Here is a 21598-nt window from a genome sequence, read left to right on the forward strand (position 1 = left end):
CGAAGATGAGCACCAACTCACCCAATCAGGGCGCCTTTGAGGGCCACAAGAAGCTTGAGAAGAACATCACCCTGCTCGCTGCGGCAACATTCGTGACTGTCGCAATCGGCGGGATCGTGGAAATCGCTCCGCTGTTCTGGATCGACAACACGATCGAGAAGGTAGAGGGTATGCATCCCTATACCCCGCTCGAACAGGCCGGCCGCGACATCTACATCCGCGAAGGATGCTATGTCTGTCACAGCCAGATGATCCGCCCGTTCCGCGACGAGGTTGAACGCTACGGCCATTACAGCCTCGCAGCGGAATCGATGTACGATCACCCCTTCCAATGGGGCTCGAAACGCACCGGGCCTGATCTGGCGCGCGTTGGCGGGCGCTATTCCGACGAATGGCACGTCCAGCACCTCAAGGACCCGCAAAGCGTGGTGCCCGAAAGCATCATGCCCGGATACAGCTTCCTCGCGGAAACCCCGCTGAAGGTTGCGGACATTTCGGCCAACCTCACGGCGCTGAGCCGGGTCGGGGTGCCGTACAGCCAGATCGACATCGACATGGCCGAAAACGACATGTTCGCGCAGGCCGATCCCAATCTGGATCCGGGCGATCTTGAGGAACGCTATCCCAAGGCGCAGGTGCGTGATTACGACGGCAATCCCGATCAGGTCACCGAAATGGACGCGCTGATCGCTTACCTCCAGATGCTCGGCACGCTGGTGGATGTCGATAGCGCCGCCGCACAGGCCGAACTGGCAGAGGAGAAGGGCCGATGAGCTTCTACGAAACTCTGCGCCACTTCGCCGACAGCTACGGCCTGGCGATAATGTTCGCGCTCTACCTGCTGCTTTGCGGATGGCATTTCCTGCCGCGCTCACGCGAAGGCGTAGAGCAAGCCAAGAACTCGATTTTCAAGGAAGACGATCATGTCTGACCAAAAACGCATCGACGAACCGACCGGCACCGAATTTGTCGGCCACGAATGGGACGGGATCGAGGAACTGAACACCCCGCTGCCGCGCTGGTGGTTGTGGACCTTCTACGCGACGATCCTGTTCAGCATCGTCTATGTGGTGCTGTATCCCGCATGGCCGATGGTCGAAAAGGCTACGGCTGGCACGCTTGGCTGGTCTTCGCGCGGAGTGCTGGCCGAAGAAATGCGCGCGGCAGAGGCATCGCGCACCGAAATCTTCGAACGCATTGCCGCAACCGACATGGAACAGCTTGCTGCTGATCCAGAGCTGATGAGCCAGGCCATTTCAGGCGGCGCTGCGGCCTTCAAGCAGCACTGCGTCCAGTGCCACGGACAAGGCGCCGCAGGGTATGAACAATACGGCTACCCCAACCTCAACGATGACGACTGGATCTGGGGCGGCGATCTGAACGAGATCGAATACACCCTGACTCACGGCATCCGTTGGGAAGGCTCGGACCAGACCCGCATCACCTTCATGCCTGCATTCGCCGGTATCTTCGACGCAGGCCAGGTCAACTCGCTGGTCTCGCATGTCCGTTCGCTCAGCGGCGAAGGGGCTGGCAGCGCGGCAGGCGCACAATTGTTCGCTGACAATTGTGCCGCATGCCACGGCCCGCAAGGCGCCGGTGACCGTACGCAGGGTGCACCCGCACTCAACGACGCGATCTGGCTCTATGGCAATTCCGAAGCCAATATCCGTCGGCAAATCCTGAGCCCCCGCCATGGCGTCATGCCGGGCTGGAGTGACAAGCTTGATCCGGTGACGATCAAGATGCTCGCCGCCTATGTCCACTCGCGTGGTGGTGGTGAGGATTTCGAGGCGGAAACGCCGGTGGCGGAGCCTGAAACTCCGTCGGATGATGTCGCTCAGGCGCAGGAAGACAAGGGCAATGGCCGACTCTGATGAAATCGAGAAATCCCGCGATTGGCAGGGAGCTCTCAACCGAACCGGAGTGACTGAAGCTGAAGCGTCGGACGGCATCCTCTCGCCGTCCGACCGTCAGCCAAAGCCCAAGCCCGTCCTGTCGGGCGGCCCGGGTGGATCGACGCTGCTCTATGAAAAGCGCAAGGCCGTCCATAACAAGCGGATCGACGGCCCGTTCCGCCGCTTCAAATGGCTGGTCATGGTCGTCACGCTGGCGATCTATTACGTGACCCCGTGGATCCGCTGGGATCGCGGCGCCTACGCCCCTGATCAGGCGGTGCTGGTGGATCTCGCCAACCGCCGTTTCTATATGTTCGATATCGAGATCTGGCCGCACGAATTCTATTTCGTCGCCGGCATGCTCATCATGGCCGGGATCGGCCTGTTTCTGGTGACCAGCGCCGTGGGCCGCGCATGGTGCGGCTATGCCTGCCCGCAAACGGTCTGGACCGATGTGTTCCAGCATGTTGACCGGTTCTTCGACGGTGATCGTAATGCGCGCATGCGGCTGGACAAGGCACCCTGGGGGCCTGCCAAGATCGCGCGCCGGGGCAGCAAATGGACTGTCTATCTGCTGATCAGCATGCTGACCGGCGGCGCATGGATCCTCTATTTTGCCGATGCGCCCACGCTGTTCCGGGACTTCTTCACCGGAGAGGCCGCGCCCGTCGCTTACATGACCGTGGCCGTCCTGACCGGCACGACTTTCTGGCTGGGAGGCTTCATGCGCGAACAGGTGTGCATTTACATGTGCCCGTGGCCGCGTATCCAGGCGGCGATGCTCGACGAAAAGTCGCTGATCGTCACTTACAAGGACTGGCGCGGCGAACAGCGCGGCAGCCTTAAAAAAGCGCAGAAGGAGCCGGAGAAATACGGCGACTGCATCGATTGCCGCGAGTGCGTGGCGGTGTGCCCCACCGGGATCGACATCCGCGAAGGTCAGCAGATCGGTTGCATCACCTGTGCACTGTGCATCGACGCGTGCGACCGGGTGATGAAGGACATCGGCCGCCCTCGCGGGCTGATCGATTATGCGACGCTTGAACAATGCGAAGCGGAGGCTGCCGGTGCCGCGCCAAAGCCGGCTTGGAAGGCGCTGCTGCGTCCGCGCACCTTCATCTACACCGGGATCTGGGCCAGCATCGGCCTCGCCATGCTGTTTGCGCTGGGTACGCGGACTCACACCGACCTGACGGTTTCGCCCGATCGCAACCCGCCCTATATGCTGCTTAAGGACGGCGCGGTTCGCAACGCCTACACGCTGCGGCTGCGCAATATGGAAGCACGGCCCCGCGACATGGAAGTGGCGCTGGTCGGACTTCCCGAAGGCGCGGTGATGTGGACGGACCGGATCGGCAGCGATGCCGCCGCTCCTATCCAGACCATCAACGTTCCGGCAGATGAAACGAGGGTGGTGCGTGCCTATGTCACCATCCCCGCCGGGACCACTGCCGATCAGTTCGTTTTCCAGCTGACTTCGCTTGACGAACAGCGCGAACAGGATCGGGAAGAAACAACCTTTAGCACTCCGGGAGGCAATTGATGGCCCAGACTTCACGCAAGGGGACCTTCACCGGCCGACACATGGTGGGTGTGCTGGTCGTCGGTTTCGGCATAGTCGTTGCGGTGAATTTCTACATGGCGAGTCTGGCCGTGGGGGGCTTCCACGGGGTGGTGGTCGAAAACTCCTATGTCGCAAGCCAGAAATTCAACGGCTGGATGGAAGATGCGGAGGCCTCGCGCGCACTTGGCTGGGAAGTGCAAGCCAGCCGCGAGGATGCGGGCTTCGTCGTGATCACGACCACGGACGTGCCGGCGGGAGCGGACATCAAGGCCGAACTGCGCCGTCCGCTTGGCGATCATGAATTCGCCAGCCTCACCTTCGAAGACCTTGGCAATGGCGTCTACCGTTCAAGCCAACCGGTTGACGGGGGACGCTGGACCATGCGGCTGTTCATCGCAGCGGGCGACAAGCGCTGGGCCGAGGAAAGCGAGCTCAAGTGAACATTGCAGCCCCCGCCATTACCCATGAAACCGATGCCCTGCTGAAAGGCACGCGCTTCACCGTTCCCGGAATGCGCTGCGCCGGGTGCATCGCCAAGATCGAGCGCGAACTGCCCAAACTCGATGGTGTCGCGGCTGCACGGGTGAACTTCTCGGCAAAGCGGGTCGCGGTCGAACATGATCCGTCCGTGACAGAAGCGGATCTGACGGAAGCGCTGCTGAAGCTGGGATTTGAAGCGCAACCAATCGAGGCCAATCCGCTGGGGGTCGAAACTCAGGAGCGCAAGACGCTGGTGCGCGCGCTGGGGGTTGCGGGCTTCGGCATGATGAACATCATGCTGCTTTCCGTCAGCATCTGGTCGGGCGCGGAAGGGGCCACCCGCGAGCTGTTCCACTGGCTGTCCGCTCTGATCGCGATGCCGGTGATCGCCTATTCGGGCCGGCCGTTCTTTTCATCTGCGTGGATGGCGCTCAAGTATCGCCGCACGAACATGGACGTGCCGATTTCGATCGGGGTGATCCTGGCAACCGCTCTCAGCCTCTACGAGACGATCACCGGGGGCGGTCATGCCTATTTCGAAAGCGCGGTGATGCTGCTGTTCTTCCTGCTTGCGGGACGAGCGCTGGACGCAGAGATGCGCACCCGCACCCGCGCCGGGATCGGTGCGCTGCTGGGCCGGATGGGCAAGAGCGCCAGCGTTATCGGCCCCGATGGCACCACCACCCGCATGGCGGCTGGCGATCTGGAGCCGGGAATGCTGGTTCTGGTCGCAGCCGGAGAAGCGCTGGCGGCTGACGGCGAAGTCGAAGACGGCACCAGCACGATCGACAATTCCATGCTGACAGGGGAAAGCACGCCCGAACCTGTCGGCCCCCGCAGCAAGGTGCATGCCGGCGCGATCAATCTCGGCGCTCCGTTCCGTATGCGCCTGACCCGCACCGCTGATGACACGGCGCTGGCTGAAATCGCACGGCTGATGGACGAAGCCGGGCAATCGCGCAGCCATTATGTCCGCATCGCCGACCGCGCCAGCCGCGCCTATGCTCCCGCTGTCCACACGCTCGCCGCGCTTGCTTTCGTGGGCTGGATGATCGCCGGAGCGGGCTGGCACCAGTCGCTTGTCATCGCGATTGCGGTGCTGATCATCACTTGTCCCTGCGCGATGGGACTTGCCGTGCCGACAGCGCAGGTGGTCGCCTCTGGCGCGCTGCTCAAGCGCGGGCTTCTGGTGAAAGACGGCAGCGCGCTTGAACGGCTTGCCGAAACCGACGTTGCGCTGTTCGACAAGACCGGCACGCTTACCCTTGGCGAACCGCGCGCGGATATCTCCGGCCTTGATGCGGAAGCCCGCAGCGTGGCGCTGGGCCTTGCACAATCGAGCCGCCACCCGCTCAGCCGCGGTCTGGCGGAAAGCCTTCGCCGCGAAGGGGTAGAGGCCGCAGCTGTCCAAGGCGTCGAGGAAATCAGCGGTCAGGGATTGTCCGGCACATGGAACGGACTGCGCGTCGCGCTGGAACGGCCCGACAGCCATTCCGCCGATCTGGCGACGAGACTGCGCATCGGCGATGCTGTCGAAACCATTACCTTTAGCGATCCGCTGCGCCCCGATGCGGCAGAGACGATTGCGGCCATGCGCGATCAGGGGATCGAAGCCAGCATCCTTTCCGGCGATCGCAGCGAGGCGGTGGAAGCGGCAGCGCAGACGCTCGGCATGCAGGCCCGCGCCCAAGTCAGCCCGCAGGCAAAGCTTGCCGCGCTTGAGGAATTGCGCAGTTCCGGCAAACGCCCGCTGATGGTCGGCGACGGCCTCAACGATGGCCCCGCCCTCGCCGCTGCCCACGCCTCCATCGCTCCCGGCACCGCCAGCGACGCGAGCCAGCAGGCCGCCGACGCGGTGTTCATCGGTGACAGGCTGATGCCGGTTGCGCTCGCGATCCGTGTCGCACGGCGCACCATGCAGATCGTCCGCCAGAATTTTGTCTTTGCGATCGGATACAATGTGCTGGCCGTCCCGCTGGCGCTGTTCGGCTATGTCACGCCGCTGATCGCCGCGATCGCCATGTCAGTCAGTTCGCTGGTGGTTGTGGCCAATTCGCTGCGGCTGGCGGGCAGCGCGAAGGAGCCTATTGCATGACCGGCCTCGCATTCCTCATCCCGATCGCGCTGCTGATGGGCGCGGCGGGCCTTGCCGCATTCTTCTGGGCGATGCGCGATGGCCAGTATGAAGACATGGACGGCGCGGCAGCGCGCATCCTGATCGATGACGAACAGGACGCGTCATGAACATTGCCCCCATCGCCCTGATCGCCTTGATCCCCATGATCACCGGCCCGCTGCCGCAGGAACCCGAGGGACTGACGGTTTCGCTGTGTGGCGGGGGCGAAATCACCATTTCGCTGGGTGATGAAGCGCCACAGGACAAGCGCGATTGCCATCAACAGGCATGCCACGCAGGGACTTGTCGCGAGAAATCAAAAAGAGCGGACAAACTCCCAAATTGATCTCACTCAAAGACGCGGATGCGGTGGAACGCTCTAAGCGTTCTCATGTGGCCATATCATCCTGACCTGCTCGAAACGCCCGTACCGCGTTACACGAGCTATCCCACCGCTGCCGATTTCGGCCAGCTTCCCGCCGGATCGATAGAGCAGGCGATTGAGCGGAGCACGGGCGATGTCTCGCTCTACCTCCACATCCCGTTCTGCGAGAAGATCTGCTATTATTGCGGTTGCAACACCGGGGCATCGGGACGGCGTGAGCGGGTAGAGAGCTATCTCACCGCGCTGCACGAGGAAATCGAGATCGTTGCCAGCCTGCTTCCCGTCAGCGCGCGGGTGCGGCGCATCGCCTTTGGTGGAGGCAGCCCCAACGCGATCGAGCCGCATGAATTCATCTCCATCGTCGATGCGATCAACCACCATTTCCGGCTGCATGACACCGAATGGTCGATAGAGCTTGACCCGCGCACCATGTCAGCGCGCTGGGCCGGCGCGATTGGCGAGGCTGGCGTTACTCGCGCCAGCATGGGGGTGCAGACATTCGCCCCGCATTGCCAGAAAGCCATCGGACGCGAGCAGAGCGACAGCCTGATCTGCCAGAGCACGGACTGGCTGCGATCAGCCGGGGTCACGTCGCTGAATTTCGATCTGATGTACGGCCTGCCGGGACAAACCAGAGGCGATCTCGTCGACAGCATGGAAAAGACCCGCCTGCTTGGCGCAGATCGCGTCGCGGTTTTCGGCTATGCCCATGTTCCGCATCTCGTTTCCCGGCAAAAGATGATCGATGCCACCAATCTGCCCGGCCGCGAAGAACGGTTTGCAATGGCCGAGGACGGCTTCCGCTTCTTCACCTGCAATGGCTACCAGGCAGTCGGCTTCGATCACTTCGCGCTGCCCAGCGACTCCATGGCGATCGCCACGCGCGATGGCACGCTGCGGCGCAATTTTCAGGGATTTACAGATGATACCGCCGAAGTGCTTATCGGTCTCGGCTCTTCGTCGATCAGCGGCTTTCCTGATCTGATCGCGCAAAATGAAAAGAAGAATGGCCGTTACCGTGTGCTGTCAGCGCAAGGGAGGCTTTCGGCATCGGTAGGTATCGTGCGCTCAGCCGAAGACCAGATGCGCGGACGCCTGATCGAGGCGCTGCTGTGCAAGGGCAACGCCAAGCTTTCCCCATGCCTGTTTTCGCAGGTTCAGGATCGACTCGCCCCCTTCCTCGCACGCGGACTGGCGACGTTGGAGGGCATGACACTGACGATCACGCCTTCGGGCCTGCCCTATGCGCGGGTGATCGCATCGCTGTTCGATCGCTTCCGCGAGACGACCCAGAAACGCTTTAGCTCGGCGATCTGACACCCGATTCAAGCGCGGCGAGCGTTTCCGGCGTGTCGACATCGACGAGCCATTCCGGCGGGCAAGGACATGTCTCGCCCAGCGCCAGCAGTTCGCGCGCGCCCTTGTCGCCATGCAATTTCGCCAACGCCGGGAAATGGTCGCATCCGAACACCGCAGGCGGCATTCGGGTGCCCCCGATTGCGGAGGTGAAGATTCCTCCGGAGCCATCGCAGGATCGGATAAGCGACGAATAGAAAGCTTCAGGCACCATCGGCATATCGGCCAATGCGATCAGCAGCCTGTCACAATCTGCCTCCATCGCCAGCCGGGCCGCCATCGCCACGGAAGTGCCCATCCCCTGCTCTGCATCGGGATTGGCCGCCACATCAAATCCGCATTCGCGCCAGACAGGCGCGCAAGGGTGCGCATCGCTCGCACAGATGACGGCGGCCATGCTGAAGTCGCGCCCACGAAGCGTCCGCGCGACGTGTTCGCCCAGCATCCTGCCGTGCAGCCTTGCCGTGAGTTTATCCGTCTCGCCAAAGCGGCGGGACTGCCCGGCAGCAAGGATCGCCACGCCAAGGCGGACTTCAACCATTCGGGTATCCTGCACCTGCCGCGAAATCGGCCTCGTCATAGGCGCGGATCACTTCGGCCAGCGCCGACAGCGCCAGCGTCTGCGGATCGCGGGAGGAATGGAACAGGCCGATGGGCGCGCGGATGCTGGCGATCTGTTCGGCGGTGGCGCAGCACTTTGCCAAGGCCTCGCACCTTTGCGCATGCGCCTTACGCCCGCCCATCGCCCCGATGTAGAAATGCGGCAATTCCAGCGCGCGCAGCATCAGTTGCGTTTCCCAGTCGTGATCGTGGAACAGGAAAACCGTCGCCGTCCACGGATCGCCGCCCAGCACGTCCGTCTGGTTCGCCCGGGCAAGCCGATAGGCCCAGATGCCTTCCGCCGTTAAGCCGTCGATTATCCGCTGATCGGGCGTGAACACCTTGATCCAGCAGCCGAGCGTCCGCCCCAGCCGTGCCAGCGCCTCGACGCTGGCACCATGCCCGATGATCTGGAGAACCGGAGCGGGCCAATAGCCGAACGTGCCGCTTTCGCCATCGAATGTCGGCGCGTGCCATTTGTCGAGATGCCGGGGCGTGTCACCCAGCGAAATCGAAAAGGGTGCACGCTCGCGGATCGATTTGCGGCATTGCTCCATCAGATCGCCATCGCCGAGCGGCTGGAAATGCACGTCCAGCCCCCCGCCACACGGCAGCTTGATGTCGAGATAGGGCGAGCCTGCGCCAAACCGCACAATACGCGGTGCATTGGCCTTCAGGGCTTCCAGTGCTTCGGCAACCACCGCATTCTCAATACATCCGCCCGAAAGCGATCCGGCGAAGCTGCCGTCCTGTGCCACCCCCATTATCGTGCCGAGGTTGCGCATCGAAGACCCTTCGACCGCGCAAACGGTGACAAGCACGGCTCGTTCGGCCCGGCTCTGGCGATCATGCAGGAAATCTAGAACGCGGGAGGTGTCCACCCCTTTGGCCGCCCTGCTCCGGCTATTCGCCGGTGCTCGCAAGGTAGGCGATGATCGCGGCGCGGGCATCAGGATCAGGCACCGCGCCTGCGAGCATGTCGGTGCCCGGAAGATAACCGGCCGGATCGGCTAGATAGCCGTCAAGGCTCGCCTCGTCCCAGACGATATCCGAAGCGATCAGCGCATCGGAATAGGGATAGCCCTCCAATCCGCCGGCGGTGCGCCCGATAACGCCATGCAGGTTCGGCCCAGCAGTCGAAGGAGCACCCGCTTCATTGACATGGCAACCGGTGCACATCTGGAACGCATCTTCTCCCAATGCGACCAGATCGACCGCTTCGTCATTGCCAGCCGGATCGACCGCAGTTTCGGGTTCGCCCGGCTCGCGCACGATGATCTGTTCGACCACTTCCGGCTGCTCCGCCGAACCGCAGGCCGTCACCATCACTGTAAGCAGGCTTGCCGCGAGAAACGCGTTTCTGTGCATCCTTATGTCCCCTTTAGGCCGCTTTCAGCCGCGCTTACGCGAATTGCTTTGCGATGGGCAATTCGCGGATACGTTTGCCGGTTGCAGCGAAGATGGCATTGGCCAGAGCAGGTGCCGCAGGAGGCAGTCCGGGCTCGCCCGCTCCGCCAATCGGGACATCGCCGCTATTGATCAATTCGACGGCGATCTCGGGCACTTCGTTCATGCGCAACATCTTGTAATCATGGAAGTTACTTTGAACGACAGCACCGTCTTTCAGCTCCAGTTCGCCATACATCGCAGCTGTCAGACCGAACACGATCCCGCCTTCGATCTGGTTCCTGAACCCGTCGGGATTCATCACATAGCCCGCATCGCAGACTGCCCAGATATTGCTGAGGCGCGGCTTCCCCGATGTCATGTCGACTTCGATCACTTCAGCGACAATGGTGCCGAAGCTTTCAACGATCGCGACGCCTTTTGCCTTACCTTCGGGCAAGGTTTCACCCCAATTGCTGATCTGTGCGACCTTTTCGAGCACCGCTTTCTGGCGAGAGGCATCGGCCAACATGGCAAGGCGGTATTCAAGCGGATCCTGCCCGGCAGCGTGAGCGGCTTCGTCAATAAAGCTCTCGACGAAGAAACCCTGCTGCGAATGATCGACCGAACGCCATGCCTGAAACGGCAGGTGAAGCGGTGCCTCAGCGACGCGAATTGACGTGTTTTCAATGCCATACATCGCGGGGACGCTGGCTTCGGCCGGATCATGGCGCTGGGTGAAAACGCTGTCATAAGCGATCAGCCTGCCATCGGCGTCCAGCCCTGCACGCATCCGGCACAGGTCTGCGCAGCGGTAATAGGCCTTCTGCGTATCCTCTTCGCGGCTCCAAACGACCTTGACCGGATAGCCTGTCGTCTTGGCGATCCGCGCCGCCATGGCCATTTCGTCACTGCCGAGCCGCCGCCCGAAGCCGCCGCCGAGATAGTCCTGGTGAACAGAAACCGCGTCCTTATCCAAACCAAGCGTATCCGCCACCGCGCTACGCGCCATCAGCGGAACCTGCGTACTTGCCCAGATATCGCATTTGCTATCAGTCACATGCGCGGTGCAGTTGATTGGCTCCATCGGTGAATGCGCGAGGTAAGGAGCGCGATATTCCGCGTCGATTCGCTTTGCCGCCGTGCCAAGCGTATCTTGCGCATTGCCTTTTGCGGCGGCTTCCTTGCCCCCGGTTTCGCCCGCTTCGTCCAGTGCCTTGGCAAAGACGGCGAACTGATCGTCCATCGTCTTGATCGGGCTGTCCGACGGGCTCCAGTCGATCTTGGCGGTGTTGATCGCCTGCTGAGCCTGCCAGTAGCTATCCGCCACGACAGCCACGAAATCGCCCATGTTGAGGATTTGCAGCACACCCGGCATGTCCTTCGCGCGGCTCGCGTCCATGGCGGTGACGCTGGTTCCGGGAACCGGAGGCCGGACAACTGCGGCATAGGAGAGGTCGAGGCCTTCGGGCACCGCATCCATACCGAACTTGGCCGAGCCATCGACCTTGCAGGGAATGTCCGTGCGCGGCTTGCTGCGGCCCATCAGGCGATATTGATCGCTGGTCTTGAGCGTCGGGGTCTGATCCATCGGCTGCTCCGCCGCGGCGCTCGCAAACTCCGCATAGGTCGCCGACTTGCCGGAGGCTTCGTGAAACAGAGTGCTGTCGCGCGTCGCGATCTCGGCGGCGGGAACACCCCATGCATCAGCCGCAGCACCGATCAGCATCTTGCGTGCCGCAGCCCCTGCAACGCGCATGGAATGCTGGCCTGTGGTACGTATGGAGGAAGACCCGCCCGTAATCATGGCATCGGCAAGCCTTGCCACCTGCGTGAAAAGGCCGTTCCATGTGGGTTCGATCCAGTCGGCTGCGTTCATGGTGAAAGGGGCAACGAACATGCGCGCGGTGTCAGTCACCACATAGCTGCCGTCAGCGGGCGCCTGCATGACGCGCACCTTGTCCCACGCCGCGTCAAGCTCGTCCGCCAGCATTTGCGCCAGCACTGAATGCGCGCCCTGCCCCATCTCGCAATGCGGGACGATCGCGGTGACGATGTTGTCCATGTCGATCTTGACCCAGCTGTTGATCAGCTGTTCGCCTTCGCCCGCCGCAACCTTGGGCGCGAGCGCACCAATTGGATTTCCGGGGCGCACACCTATGCCGATCAGCAAACCGCCGCCTGCCAGTACGCCTGCACCGATGAAACCGCGCCTGCTCCATTTGGCCAATTTCGAGCGTTTTTTCTTTTCAGGAGTCATGTCGTTCATGGATCAGGCCTCCTGCGTGCTGGGTTCGACCTGTCCGGCCGCTACCTTGATGGCGCGGCGGATACGGGTGTAGGTGCCGCAGCGGCAGATATTGCCGGACATGGCGGCATCGATATCCGCATCTGTCGGGTTCGGATTGTCACGCAGCAGCGCCGTCGCGCTCATGATCTGGCCCGACTGGCAATATCCGCATTGCGGCACCTGCTCGCTGATCCAGGCCTCTTGCACCTTGGTGAGTTCGCCCTCCGGTCCGGCGATCCCTTCGATCGTCGTGACCTGACGCCCTTCGGCCTGCGAAACCGGGGTGGAACAGCTGCGCACGGGCTGCCCGTCGAGATGCACCGTGCATGCGCCGCACTGCGCAATGCCGCAGCCGAACTTGGTACCGGAAAGCCCGAGCTTTTCGCGCACGACCCACAGGATCGGCATCGCCGGATCAGCATCCACGCTGACCGGTTTTCCGTTGAGAATGAAGCTTACCATTTCCGGCTTCCCCCGAATTACCTTGAGTTTCGAATAGCAATCTATGCCGCGCTGGCCGCCTTGGAAAGGGTGAAAGGCGGAACAGCATGGCGCGCTTGCCTGTTACGTCCTAACGTTGGAGCATGAATACGGTTTCTTTCGACGACTTTCTTGCCATCGATATTCGCGCTGGCACCGTGATTGACGCCTCGCCGTTTCCGGAGGCGCGCAAGCCCGCCATCAAGCTGTGGATCGACTTCGGTGACGCAATCGGGGTCAGGAAAAGCTCGGCCCAGATCACCGCTCATTACACTCCGGAAAAGCTGATCGGGCGCAAGGTGATGGCCGTGATCAACTTTCCACCGCGCCAGATCGGGCCTTTCATGTCCGAAGTGCTGGTTCTCGGGTTTCCCGATGCCGATGGCGCAATAGTGCTCGCCGGGCCGGATAGCGATGTGCCCAATGGTTCGCGAATGGCCTGATTATTAAGTCCCTTGCGCCTCGCCGCCTTTGCGAGGATACAGGGCATCACAAACGAAAACATGTCCTGGTCGCGTTGTTTCTATGGGGGGAAATCAAAATGGCCGTTTCCGATCACGTAAATTTCGAACAGTTCATGGAAGGCGTGAAAAAGCGCAATCCGGGCCAGCCTGAATTTGTGCAGGCAGTGCAGGAGGTGTCTCAGGACATCTTCGATTTCATGGCCGACAAGGTCGAATATCACGAAGCGCAAATCCTGCGTCGCATTGCAGAGCCAGACCGTGTCGTCTCGTTCCGCGTGTGCTGGGAAGACGACAATCACAACATTCGCGTGCAGCGCGGCTGGCGCGTCCAGTGCAACAACGCAATCGGTCCGTACAAGGGCGGGATCCGTTTCCACCCGAGCGTGACCGAAGGGACGCTGAAGTTCCTCGCGTTTGAGCAGACGTTCAAGAACTCACTCACCGGCCTGCCCATGGGCGGCGGCAAAGGCGGCGCGAACTTCAATCCCAAAGGCAAGTCAGACGCCGAAGTGATGCGGTTCTGCCAGAGCTTCATGACCGAACTTTACCGCCACATCGGCCCTGACACCGACGTGCCCGCTGGCGACATTGGCGTCGGTGCTCGCGAAATCGGTTACATGTTCGGCCAGTACAAGCGGATCGTGAACCGCTGGGAAGGCGTGCTTACCGGCAAGGGCATCGAATATGGCGGATCGGCCATGCGCCCTGAGGCAACCGGCTATGGTGCGGTGTACTTCCTGCAGAACATGTTGAAGCACAAGGGCATGGACGTCGAAGGCCACACCGCAGTCATTTCGGGTTCGGGCAATGTCGCCACCCATGCCGCGGAGAAGATTACCCAGCTGGGCGGCAAGGTTCTGACCCTGTCGGATTCGGGCGGCTACATCCATGATCCCGACGGCATTGATCAGGAAAAGATCAATTGGGTCAAACACCTGAAGAACGTCAAGCGCGGCCGCATCAGCGAGTATTGTGACGAGTTCAAGGGCGCGACCTTCCACGAAGGGCGTCCGTGGGGCGTGGCTGCCGATCTCGCGCTGCCCTGCGCCACGCAGAACGAGCTGAACGAGGAAGAGGCCAAGACCCTGGTGGCGAACGGCGTGAAGGCCGTGTCCGAAGGCGCCAACATGCCGACCACGCTCGAAGGCGTGCACGTCTTCCACGATGCCAAGGTGATGTACGCGCCGGGCAAGGCCGCAAACGCCGGCGGCGTCGCGGTATCGGGCCTTGAAATGAGCCAGAACTCGGAGCGCATCAGCTGGAACCATGGCCGCCTCGGCGAGATGCTGACCGACCTGATGGAAGGCATCCACGGCAAGTGCGTCGAATTCGGCGACGAGGGCAACGGCCACGTGAACTACGTCAAAGGTGCCAATATCGCCGGCTTCAAGAAAGTGGCCGATGCGATGCTGGCCTTCGGCGTGGTCTGACAAGGTACGCTGTCGCAAGAAACAGAAAGGGCGGCCTGATCGGGCCGCCCTTTTTCTTTGCGCTAGTGCCGAAGCCTAGCGAATACCGAGCAGTTCCGCCTGACGACGCAATTCGGCTTCCTGCGACGGATTGGCGGCAATCGCCGATTCAAGCGCACGGCGCGCCTTACCCGGTTCGCCAAGCGTCATCCGGCTGCGCATCAGCATGACCCAACCATCGAGATTCTTGGGTTCGCTCTTCAACCGTTCTTCCAGCCCCGCGACCATACCGGCCACCATGTTCTCCTGCTCACCCGGCGTCATCCGGCTGGCATCAGCCATTTGCTGTGCCGTCGGGCCACGGACGTTCGGCGAGGCGGCTTCACCTGCCGCGCTTCCCGAACCGGGGATCATGACCTGCGGGACCCGTGCTTCCATTACCGTGGCGAGCCGTTCCTCGATGTCGATATCGTTGATTGCTCCGACCTGCTGGATAGTGCGGACCAGATCACCTTCCCAGGGTGCGCCCGGAGGCGAATCGGACAGGAGCGAGAGCCACGAACTGATCGCCCCGTCGTGATCGCCATCAAGGTCTTGTCGCACGGCGAGAAAATACCTGGCGCGCGGATCCTGCGAATCGAGTTCGAGAGCTTTCTTGAAAGCATCCAGCGCGCGCGCCGGAAGCGGATCACGCTCGCTCGCATAGACCAGCGATTCCCCCAATGCGGACCACAGGACGGCTTCGCTATCGTCAATCGCTACCGCGCGTTCATAGGCCTCTGCCGCATCGCCGAATTCACCACGTTCGAAATAGGCATAAGCAAGGTCGGCCCACGGGCGGGCATCATCGCTCGAATTCTCGGCAGCCTTGCGCAGGTCCTCAATCGAAGGGCCGGAATCAGCCGCAACTTCGGCTTCCTCGTCGCTCCCTCCCGAACCATAGATATTGAAACCGATCGAACCGACAGCGAGCACCGCCGCCGCGCCAAGTAAAATCCAACCTGCCTTGGAGCTGGATTTGCCCTCGGGCGACGACTGAATCGAATTATTTGCACCTGATCCCATGAGATTTTCACTAGCAACCCGTGCAGAAAACAGCAATTCTCTCTGGCAATGGGAAACACTTTCCCTATGGTGGGGGTGTGTGAAATCTATCCGAAGGGGGGGATAGATTGTCGGACTTGTATAAAGTCGCCATCGTTGGCTCCGGCCCGGCCGGAATGAGTGCTGCAGGCCGTGCGGCAGCGCTCGGCATGCCGCATGTCTTGCTCGAAAAGACAGACCATCTCTCGGATACGATTTTCAAGTACCAGAAGGGCAAGCACGTCATGGCGACGCCGTCCAATCTGGTGCTGCGCAGCGACATGGATTTCGACGCCGGAAAGCGCGAGACGATCCTCGGCATCTGGGACGAACAGACCGCCGGACTGAAAGTCAATGTGAAATACAATGCGGAAGTCACCGCGGTCGAAGGCGAGAAAGGGAATTTCTCGCTGCGCCTGAAGAGCGGCGAAACCGTGCGGGCAGAAGCAATCATCCTGGCAATCGGGACACAAGGCAACCCGAACAAGCTGCGTTGCCCCGGCGCGGATCACCCGATGATCCAGTATCAGCTCGATGACCCCGGCGAATATTTTGACGAGCATATCACCGTCGTTGGCGCGGGCGATGCCGGGATCGAAAACGCTCTGGGTCTTGCCGCTGACGAAAAGCAAGGAAACATCGTCACCATCCTGAACCGGACGGACGATCTTTCCCGCGCCAAGGGTCCGAACGTCGCGCTATTGATGGAAGCGCAGGCGAATGGCCGGATCAACGTCATGCTTTCGACGACGCCGGCAGAAGTTCGCGATGGCGAACTGGTGCTGGACACACGCGACGGGCAGGAAACCATCCCGTGCAACCGGATCATCGCACGCACGGGCTCTCAGCCGCCACGGGGTTTTGTCGAGGCGATGGGAATCGAATTCACCGGACCAGACCGGGGTGCATTCCCCAAGCTGTCGCCAGTGTTCGAAACGACCAAGCCGGGCATTCACGTCATCGGCGCGTTGGCCGGGTATCCGTTGATCAAGCACTGCATGAACCAGGGCTATGACGTGATCGAATTCCTCAACGGGAACTCGGATCTCAAGCCCGCGGACGAGCCGATCCTGCGTGACAAGTTCGCTCCGCTGCCCGGCAATCATTCGGTCGAGCATTGGCTGGAGGTATTCGGCAGCAACATTTCGGTGTTCAGGGGTCTTTCCCCGCTGCAGCTGCGCGAATTGATGCTAGATTCCACGGTGCACGCTTACAATCCGGGTGACATTATCTTCCGCCGGAACGAACCGGGCTCCTCGCTCTTCACCATCGCTCAAGGGTCGGTTGCGGTCGAAATCAATCCGAATGACCCCTCGATCACGGTGCCGATCGAACAGGGCTCGATATTTGGCGAAGTCGGCCTGATCTCGGGCCGTCGGCGCGGCTCGACGGTCCGTGCCGCCGAACCGGTTGTCGCCGTTGAACTCGCCCGCAACGCGGCCCTGAAACTGATCGCGTCCTCACCCGAGGCTGCAGACGCTGTGAATCGGATCGCGATCGAGCGGCAATTGCTGCAAATCTTTGGCTCTGGCCTTACTCCGAAAGACATCGCCCCTCTCGTCGAAGCCGCTGAGATCAAGCAACTGCGCGCCGGCGAAGTGCTGATCAAGGAAGGCGATGACGACAAGGAAGTCTACATCATCCGACGCGGATCGATGATCGTCGAAAAGGACCTTGGCGGCAGATCTGTGTTCCTGTCGTACCTGCCGGCGGGCAGCTATGTCGGGGAAATGGCGGCGATCGACGGTTCGCTGCGCACGGCAACGGTGAAGGCAGCCATCAAGGCCGAGGCCATCCGGCTTCCCGGCGACAAATTCGTCGAACTGCTCGATAACAATCCGGCGTTGCGCGAAAAGGCGCTCAAGGAGATGGCCGGAAGGCGCAAGACCAATGCATTTATCGAAAGCCGCAAGGACGAATTTTCCAGCGTCGTGGATCTCTATTCAGAAACCGCGCAATTCCTCGTCGATGAAGGTCTGGGCGAGGCGACCGACGTCCTTCTGATAGACGAGAAGCTGTGCATCGGTTGCGACAATTGCGAAAAGGCTTGCGCTGACGCGCACGAAGGCCTGTCGCGGCTCGATCGCGAAGCCGGGCGCACCTACGCGCATCTGCACGTGCCGACATCCTGCCGCCACTGCGAACACCCGCATTGCATGGCCGATTGCCCGCCGAACGCGATCAAGCGCGGGCCGGATGGCGAAGTAGTCATCGACGACACCTGCATCGGCTGCGGCAATTGCCAGCGCAATTGCCCATACGGCGTGATCCGCATGGATCCGAAGCCACCGAAGAAGCCGTCGCTGCTGTCCTGGCTTTTCTTCGGCAAGGGTCCAGGACCGGGTGAGGCGTCCTACAAGTGGCGCAAGGAGCACGGCGACCCTGAAACGCCAAAGCAGGCGATCAAATGCGACATGTGCTCCGGCATTGACGGCGGGCCCGCTTGCGTGCGCGCCTGCCCGACGGGCGCTGCGATCCGCGTTTCGCCTGACAAGTTCCTGACATTCACCAAGCTGACGGAGGACGTTGAATAATGGCAAGCGTCCCCAACAACCGTTTCAAACAGGATGAGGCCCGTCGGAACGCCGACCATGTCAGCTTCCTGAAGCACAAGAAATACCGGTACCTGTGGATTGCATTGCTGCTCTCGATCGTCAGCGGGCTCGGCTATGCCCTGATCGATCAGGAACCGCGTCCCAATGGCGGCAGCTGGTACGGTTATACCCTCGGCACGATCGGACTGTTGCTGATCGTGTGGCTGTCGTTGCTCGGTGTACGCAAGCGCAAGATCACCACCGGGGCATGGAGCCTCAAGGCATGGACGAGCGCGCATGTCTATCTGGGCCTTGCGCTGATTGTCGTCGGTACGCTGCATACCGGTTTCCAGATCGGCTGGAACGTTCACACCCTTGCCTATTTCCTGATGCTGCTTGTCATCATCACGGGCATATATGGCGTCATCGTCTACGCGACCCTGCCCGCCTCGCTCTCGTCGAACCGCAAGGAAATGACGCGCGCGCAAATGCTAGAAGCGCTCACGGCGCTTGATCGCCAGCTTGAAAGCGCGGCGCAGCCACTGGGACGCGAGCAGTCAGACCTAGTCATCTCCGCGCTTGGTCAGGATGTGTTTTACGGCGGCGCGCTGGCCCGGCTGACGGGGGCGTACCCCGGTTGCAAGACCAACAAGGCGCTAAAGGGCATCGGCACCGCATCGGCGGCCGAAGAACGGGTGCACACGCTGTTGACCAAACGCGCTGAACAACTCGGCCAGATCCGCCGCCACCTTCGCATTCGGGCGCTCCTCGAAGTCTGGCTGTTCATCCATATTCCGGCGACCATAGCCCTGCTCGCCGCACTGCTCGCGCATGTCGTGAGCGTATTTTATTACTGGTGAGGGCAAGCGCCATGGCATTCCTGATCCGAACCATCGACTTCACCGCATCCGGACGCGAAATCGTGCGCGACCGAACCGTGGATGCTGCGGCCGTCAATATCGGCCGTGCTGCCGAAAACGACATTCACCTGCCCGATCTCGCAGTCGAACAGCGCCATGTCCGCATCAGCGATGCGGGCGGCGGCATGCTGAAGATCGAGGCTGTCGGCGGGCTCGAATTCGGCATTGACGGACGTTCGACGATGGGTGCCGATGTTGATCCAAACATCGGTGCCGAACTGTCGCTCGGCTCATCGCGGCTCGCGATTTCAAGAGACGGTGACGGCCCGGTTCAGATCGTCATCAAGCAGGTCGAAAAGGACGAAGGCGCTGGCGACGCGCTGCAGAACTTTGCACTCGCCAGCGCATTGCCGAGCAAGCGGGCGATGGCATGGGTGTTTTCGCTCGCAATTCTCGTACTGCTGTTGAGCGTACCGATCTTTACCCACCTCACCCGGACGCCGGTGGAGAATGATCCGGAGAATATCACTGAAGGCCAGGTTCTGTTTGATGCAGCCTGGAGCGCCGGCGAACTGAGCATGGCGCACCATGAACTCGAAGGGAATTGCGAGGCCTGCCACGTCACGCCGTTTGTTTCGGTTCAGGATGAAACCTGCCTGACTTGCCATGAAGAGCTGGGCGATCATGCCAAGATGCCGCGCCTTAAGGAGGGCATGGCACCGCTCAGCACCGGTGATGCAATCCAGTGGTCGATTGCCGAGAGCCTTGGCAAGGAAGGGCCGCTGGGTTGTGTCTCTTGCCATTCCGAGCACGAAGGCCCTGTGAAGCTTGAGGCATCCGACGAGAAGTTCTGCGCCGATTGCCACAATGATCTCGATACGCGGTTGACCGATGTGGCGTTTGGCAATGCCTCGGACTTCGGAAAGAAGCACCCGCAGTTCCGCCCGCAATTCTTCACCGCGCATTTCGACAAGAACCCCAAGCGGGTTTCGCTCGACAAGAATCCCAAGGAAATGAGCGGCCTCATATTCCCGCATGATATCCACGTTTCGGAAACGGGAGGAGCCGCGCGCATGGCGATCAGCCTGCCGCAATATGGCGCGCCGCTGGAATGCAGCGACTGCCATGCCGAAGAGGAAGACGGTGTGGGATTTGCTCCGGTTGAGATGGAAGATTCCTGCGAGGCCTGTCACAGCCTGGTCTTCGACCGTGCCGGCCCCAACTTCAGAAACTTGCGCCATGGCGACGTGGACGATCTGATGGAAGATCTTGCCACCATGGGTCGCGGTTCGCGCGGGTCGATCGTCACAGGGCGCGATCGTCCCGGACAATTCGCGCGCGGCGGCACCTATTATTCGAATTTCGGCCGCCCGATGAGCGCCTATATCTCGATCAACCGCGCGCTTGAGCCAACCGGCGTGTGCGGTGAATGCCACATTCCGACAATGACGAACGGGCGCCGCGATCTCACCCCGGTCAATCTGCCTGATCGGTTCCTGATGCGGGGCTTCTTCAATCACAAGGAGCATGGCGACGACGTGGCGGAATGCAGCGATTGCCACGCAACGGACACTTCGAAGGAAGCGACAGATCTGCTGATCCCCGATCTTGAAAGCTGCCGCGACTGCCACCTTGGCGAAACGGCGGTAAAGACCGAAGAAATCGTCCCATCAAGCTGCGCCATGTGCCATGGGTATCACACGCCGACGATGCCGTGGCGGCCGGAGGATCATCCGAAATTGCCCGGAAATGGCGGCAGTGATAGTGTCGCTGCGATCCTGAGTAGTCTAAGACGCTGATTATGAAGAATGATAGCATCGGCGTCCTGATCGCGCAGATCACTGACACGCATGTCGGATTCGAACCGGAAGCGGGCGAAAACGAATTCAACTTCGTGCGGTTTCGCAATGTGCTTGGCCATTTGATGAGCCAGCCCATTCTGCCGGACATGCTGATCCTCTCGGGCGATCTGACCAATGGCGGGCAGCCGGAATGCTATCATCGCATCCGGGATCTTGTGCAGGAATGCCCCTTCCCCGTGCACGTGCTTCCCGGCAATCACGACAATCGCGATGAACTGCTGCGCGCTTTCCCGGAATGCCCGACTGCGGATGGATATGCACAATACGCACTGGAATGCGGCGAAGGGAGCGATCGGTTGCGCATACTGTGCTTGGATTCGTTCGAGCCCGGACGGCATGGCGGCGCCTTTTGCGAAACACGCGCAGCCTGGCTAACCCGCGAACTGGAAGCCCATCCTGACACGCCGACGATGCTGTTCATGCATCACCCGCCTGTGGTCGCCGGGATTGAATGGATGGACCCCAAGCCGTCAGAGGAGTGGTTCACCCGGTTTCATGACACAGTGAAGGGGCACAAGCAGATTGTCGCCATTCAGGCAGGCCATCTGCATCGCCCGCTCCATTCCGTAGTGGAAGGCATTCCCCTGAGCGTGACCCCAGCTGTAGCGCCTGCGGTGTCACTCGATCTGCGACCGCTCGACGCGGAAGTGGCAGACAGCCGCCCAATCGTCGCTGCCGAACCGCCGTTTTACAGCCTGCACCTGTGGAAGGACGGAACGCTGGTTTCCCACTTCCAGCCTGTCGGCCATTGGCAGACGCTTGCCCGGTTCGAGGAACACCTAAAGCCGATGATGCGGGGCCTGCTGGCCGAACGCGGGTAGAGCCGCGGCG

21 protein-coding genes are annotated in these 21598 nt (G+C 61.3%); 15 read left to right on the forward strand and 6 right to left on the reverse strand.

Going from position 1 to position 21598, the window contains the following annotated elements:
• Positions 1 to 5 precede the first annotated feature (5 nt).
• From ccoO to hemN, 9 genes are read left to right on the forward strand one after another with little or no spacing between them, the layout of a single operon-like run.
• Positions 6 to 773 carry a cytochrome-c oxidase, cbb3-type subunit II gene (ccoO, locus tag L1K66_RS14145; RefSeq protein ID WP_252258438.1) on the forward strand — a complete coding sequence of 256 codons (768 nt, stop codon included), beginning with the start codon at positions 6 to 8 and terminating at the stop codon, positions 771 to 773.
• Complete coding sequence (locus L1K66_RS14150; RefSeq protein ID WP_252258439.1) at positions 770 to 931, forward strand: cbb3-type cytochrome oxidase subunit 3; 162 nt, start codon at positions 770 to 772, stop codon at positions 929 to 931. Before ccoO ends, L1K66_RS14150 begins: the two co-directional genes overlap by 4 nt.
• On the forward strand, positions 924 to 1877 hold the full coding sequence (gene ccoP, locus L1K66_RS14155) for a cytochrome-c oxidase, cbb3-type subunit III (RefSeq protein WP_252258440.1): 954 nt from the start codon (positions 924 to 926) through the stop codon (positions 1875 to 1877). Before L1K66_RS14150 ends, ccoP begins: the two co-directional genes overlap by 8 nt.
• Positions 1864 to 3441, forward strand: coding sequence for a cytochrome c oxidase accessory protein CcoG (gene ccoG / locus L1K66_RS14160; RefSeq protein WP_252258441.1), 1578 nt, complete (start codon positions 1864 to 1866; stop codon positions 3439 to 3441). The genes ccoP and ccoG overlap by 14 nt, the downstream gene beginning before the upstream one ends.
• Entirely contained in the window at positions 3441 to 3902 is a 462-nt protein-coding gene (locus L1K66_RS14165; RefSeq protein ID WP_252258442.1) for a FixH family protein, read from the forward strand. The genes ccoG and L1K66_RS14165 overlap by 1 nt, the downstream gene beginning before the upstream one ends.
• A gap of 2 nt (positions 3903 to 3904) precedes the next feature.
• The gene (locus L1K66_RS14170) at positions 3905 to 6037 is read left to right on the forward strand and encodes a heavy metal translocating P-type ATPase (protein WP_407931993.1); all 2133 of its coding nucleotides are present in this window, start codon (positions 3905 to 3907) and stop codon (positions 6035 to 6037) included.
• A complete protein-coding gene (ccoS, locus tag L1K66_RS14175; RefSeq protein ID WP_034955154.1) occupies positions 6034 to 6186 on the forward strand; it encodes a cbb3-type cytochrome oxidase assembly protein CcoS in 153 nt (50 codons plus the stop codon). The genes L1K66_RS14170 and ccoS overlap by 4 nt, the downstream gene beginning before the upstream one ends.
• Positions 6183 to 6404 (forward strand): hypothetical protein, encoded by a 222-nt coding sequence (locus L1K66_RS14180; protein WP_252258443.1) that lies wholly within the window; start codon positions 6183 to 6185, stop codon positions 6402 to 6404. Before ccoS ends, L1K66_RS14180 begins: the two co-directional genes overlap by 4 nt.
• Before the next feature lie 45 nt (positions 6405 to 6449).
• Entirely contained in the window at positions 6450 to 7760 is a 1311-nt protein-coding gene (hemN, locus tag L1K66_RS14185; protein ID WP_252258444.1) for an oxygen-independent coproporphyrinogen III oxidase, read from the forward strand.
• On the opposite strand, the gene L1K66_RS14190 is transcribed toward hemN, so the two are convergent.
• From L1K66_RS14190 to L1K66_RS14210, 5 genes are read right to left on the reverse strand one after another with little or no spacing between them, the layout of a single operon-like run.
• Positions 7744 to 8340: a nucleotidyltransferase family protein gene (locus tag L1K66_RS14190; protein ID WP_252258445.1), complete on the reverse strand. Its 597-nt coding sequence runs from the start codon at positions 8338 to 8340 to the stop codon at positions 7744 to 7746. The two genes, hemN and L1K66_RS14190, sit on opposite strands and share 17 nt — an antisense overlap.
• Positions 8333 to 9280 (reverse strand): XdhC family protein, encoded by a 948-nt coding sequence (locus L1K66_RS14195; RefSeq protein WP_252258446.1) that lies wholly within the window; start codon positions 9278 to 9280, stop codon positions 8333 to 8335. Before L1K66_RS14195 ends, L1K66_RS14190 begins: the two co-directional genes overlap by 8 nt.
• Before the next feature lie 22 nt (positions 9281 to 9302).
• Positions 9303 to 9767, reverse strand: coding sequence for a c-type cytochrome (locus L1K66_RS14200; RefSeq protein ID WP_252258447.1), 465 nt, complete (start codon positions 9765 to 9767; stop codon positions 9303 to 9305).
• Positions 9768 to 9801: 34 nt separating this feature from the next.
• Entirely contained in the window at positions 9802 to 12054 is a 2253-nt protein-coding gene (locus tag L1K66_RS14205) for a xanthine dehydrogenase family protein molybdopterin-binding subunit (RefSeq protein ID WP_252258448.1), read from the reverse strand.
• Positions 12055 to 12057: 3 nt separating this feature from the next.
• Positions 12058 to 12537, reverse strand: a complete 480-nt coding sequence (locus tag L1K66_RS14210) for a (2Fe-2S)-binding protein (protein ID WP_252258449.1) — start codon at positions 12535 to 12537, stop codon at positions 12058 to 12060.
• Between the two features lie 122 nt (positions 12538 to 12659).
• On the opposite strand from L1K66_RS14210, the gene L1K66_RS14215 reads away from it, so the two are divergent.
• Both L1K66_RS14215 and gdhA read left to right on the forward strand, forming a co-directional pair.
• Complete coding sequence (locus tag L1K66_RS14215; protein WP_252258450.1) at positions 12660 to 12998, forward strand: tRNA-binding protein; 339 nt, start codon at positions 12660 to 12662, stop codon at positions 12996 to 12998.
• 98 nt (positions 12999 to 13096) lie between these two features.
• Positions 13097 to 14449: an NADP-specific glutamate dehydrogenase gene (gene gdhA, locus L1K66_RS14220; protein WP_252258451.1), complete on the forward strand. Its 1353-nt coding sequence runs from the start codon at positions 13097 to 13099 to the stop codon at positions 14447 to 14449.
• 75 nt (positions 14450 to 14524) lie between these two features.
• Here the strand turns inward: gdhA and L1K66_RS14225 are convergent, their stop codons facing one another.
• Complete coding sequence (locus tag L1K66_RS14225) at positions 14525 to 15493, reverse strand: tetratricopeptide repeat protein (protein ID WP_252258452.1); 969 nt, start codon at positions 15491 to 15493, stop codon at positions 14525 to 14527.
• Positions 15494 to 15600: 107 nt separating this feature from the next.
• Between L1K66_RS14225 and L1K66_RS14230 the strand changes: the two genes are divergently transcribed.
• From L1K66_RS14230 to L1K66_RS14245, 4 genes are read left to right on the forward strand one after another with little or no spacing between them, the layout of a single operon-like run.
• Positions 15601 to 18045, forward strand: coding sequence for a cyclic nucleotide-binding domain-containing protein (locus tag L1K66_RS14230; protein ID WP_256471460.1), 2445 nt, complete (start codon positions 15601 to 15603; stop codon positions 18043 to 18045).
• Positions 18045 to 18905, forward strand: coding sequence for a hypothetical protein (locus L1K66_RS14235; protein ID WP_252258453.1), 861 nt, complete (start codon positions 18045 to 18047; stop codon positions 18903 to 18905). The genes L1K66_RS14230 and L1K66_RS14235 overlap by 1 nt, the downstream gene beginning before the upstream one ends.
• A gap of 11 nt (positions 18906 to 18916) precedes the next feature.
• Positions 18917 to 20704 (forward strand): cytochrome c3 family protein, encoded by a 1788-nt coding sequence (locus tag L1K66_RS14240; protein WP_252258454.1) that lies wholly within the window; start codon positions 18917 to 18919, stop codon positions 20702 to 20704.
• Between the two features lie 2 nt (positions 20705 to 20706).
• Positions 20707 to 21588: a metallophosphoesterase gene (locus tag L1K66_RS14245; protein WP_252258455.1), complete on the forward strand. Its 882-nt coding sequence runs from the start codon at positions 20707 to 20709 to the stop codon at positions 21586 to 21588.
• The last annotated feature ends 10 nt before the right edge of the window (positions 21589 to 21598 follow it).

The organism is Erythrobacter aurantius (assembly GCF_023823125.1).
In the GTDB taxonomy this organism is placed as follows: domain Bacteria; phylum Pseudomonadota; class Alphaproteobacteria; order Sphingomonadales; family Sphingomonadaceae; genus Erythrobacter; species Erythrobacter aurantius.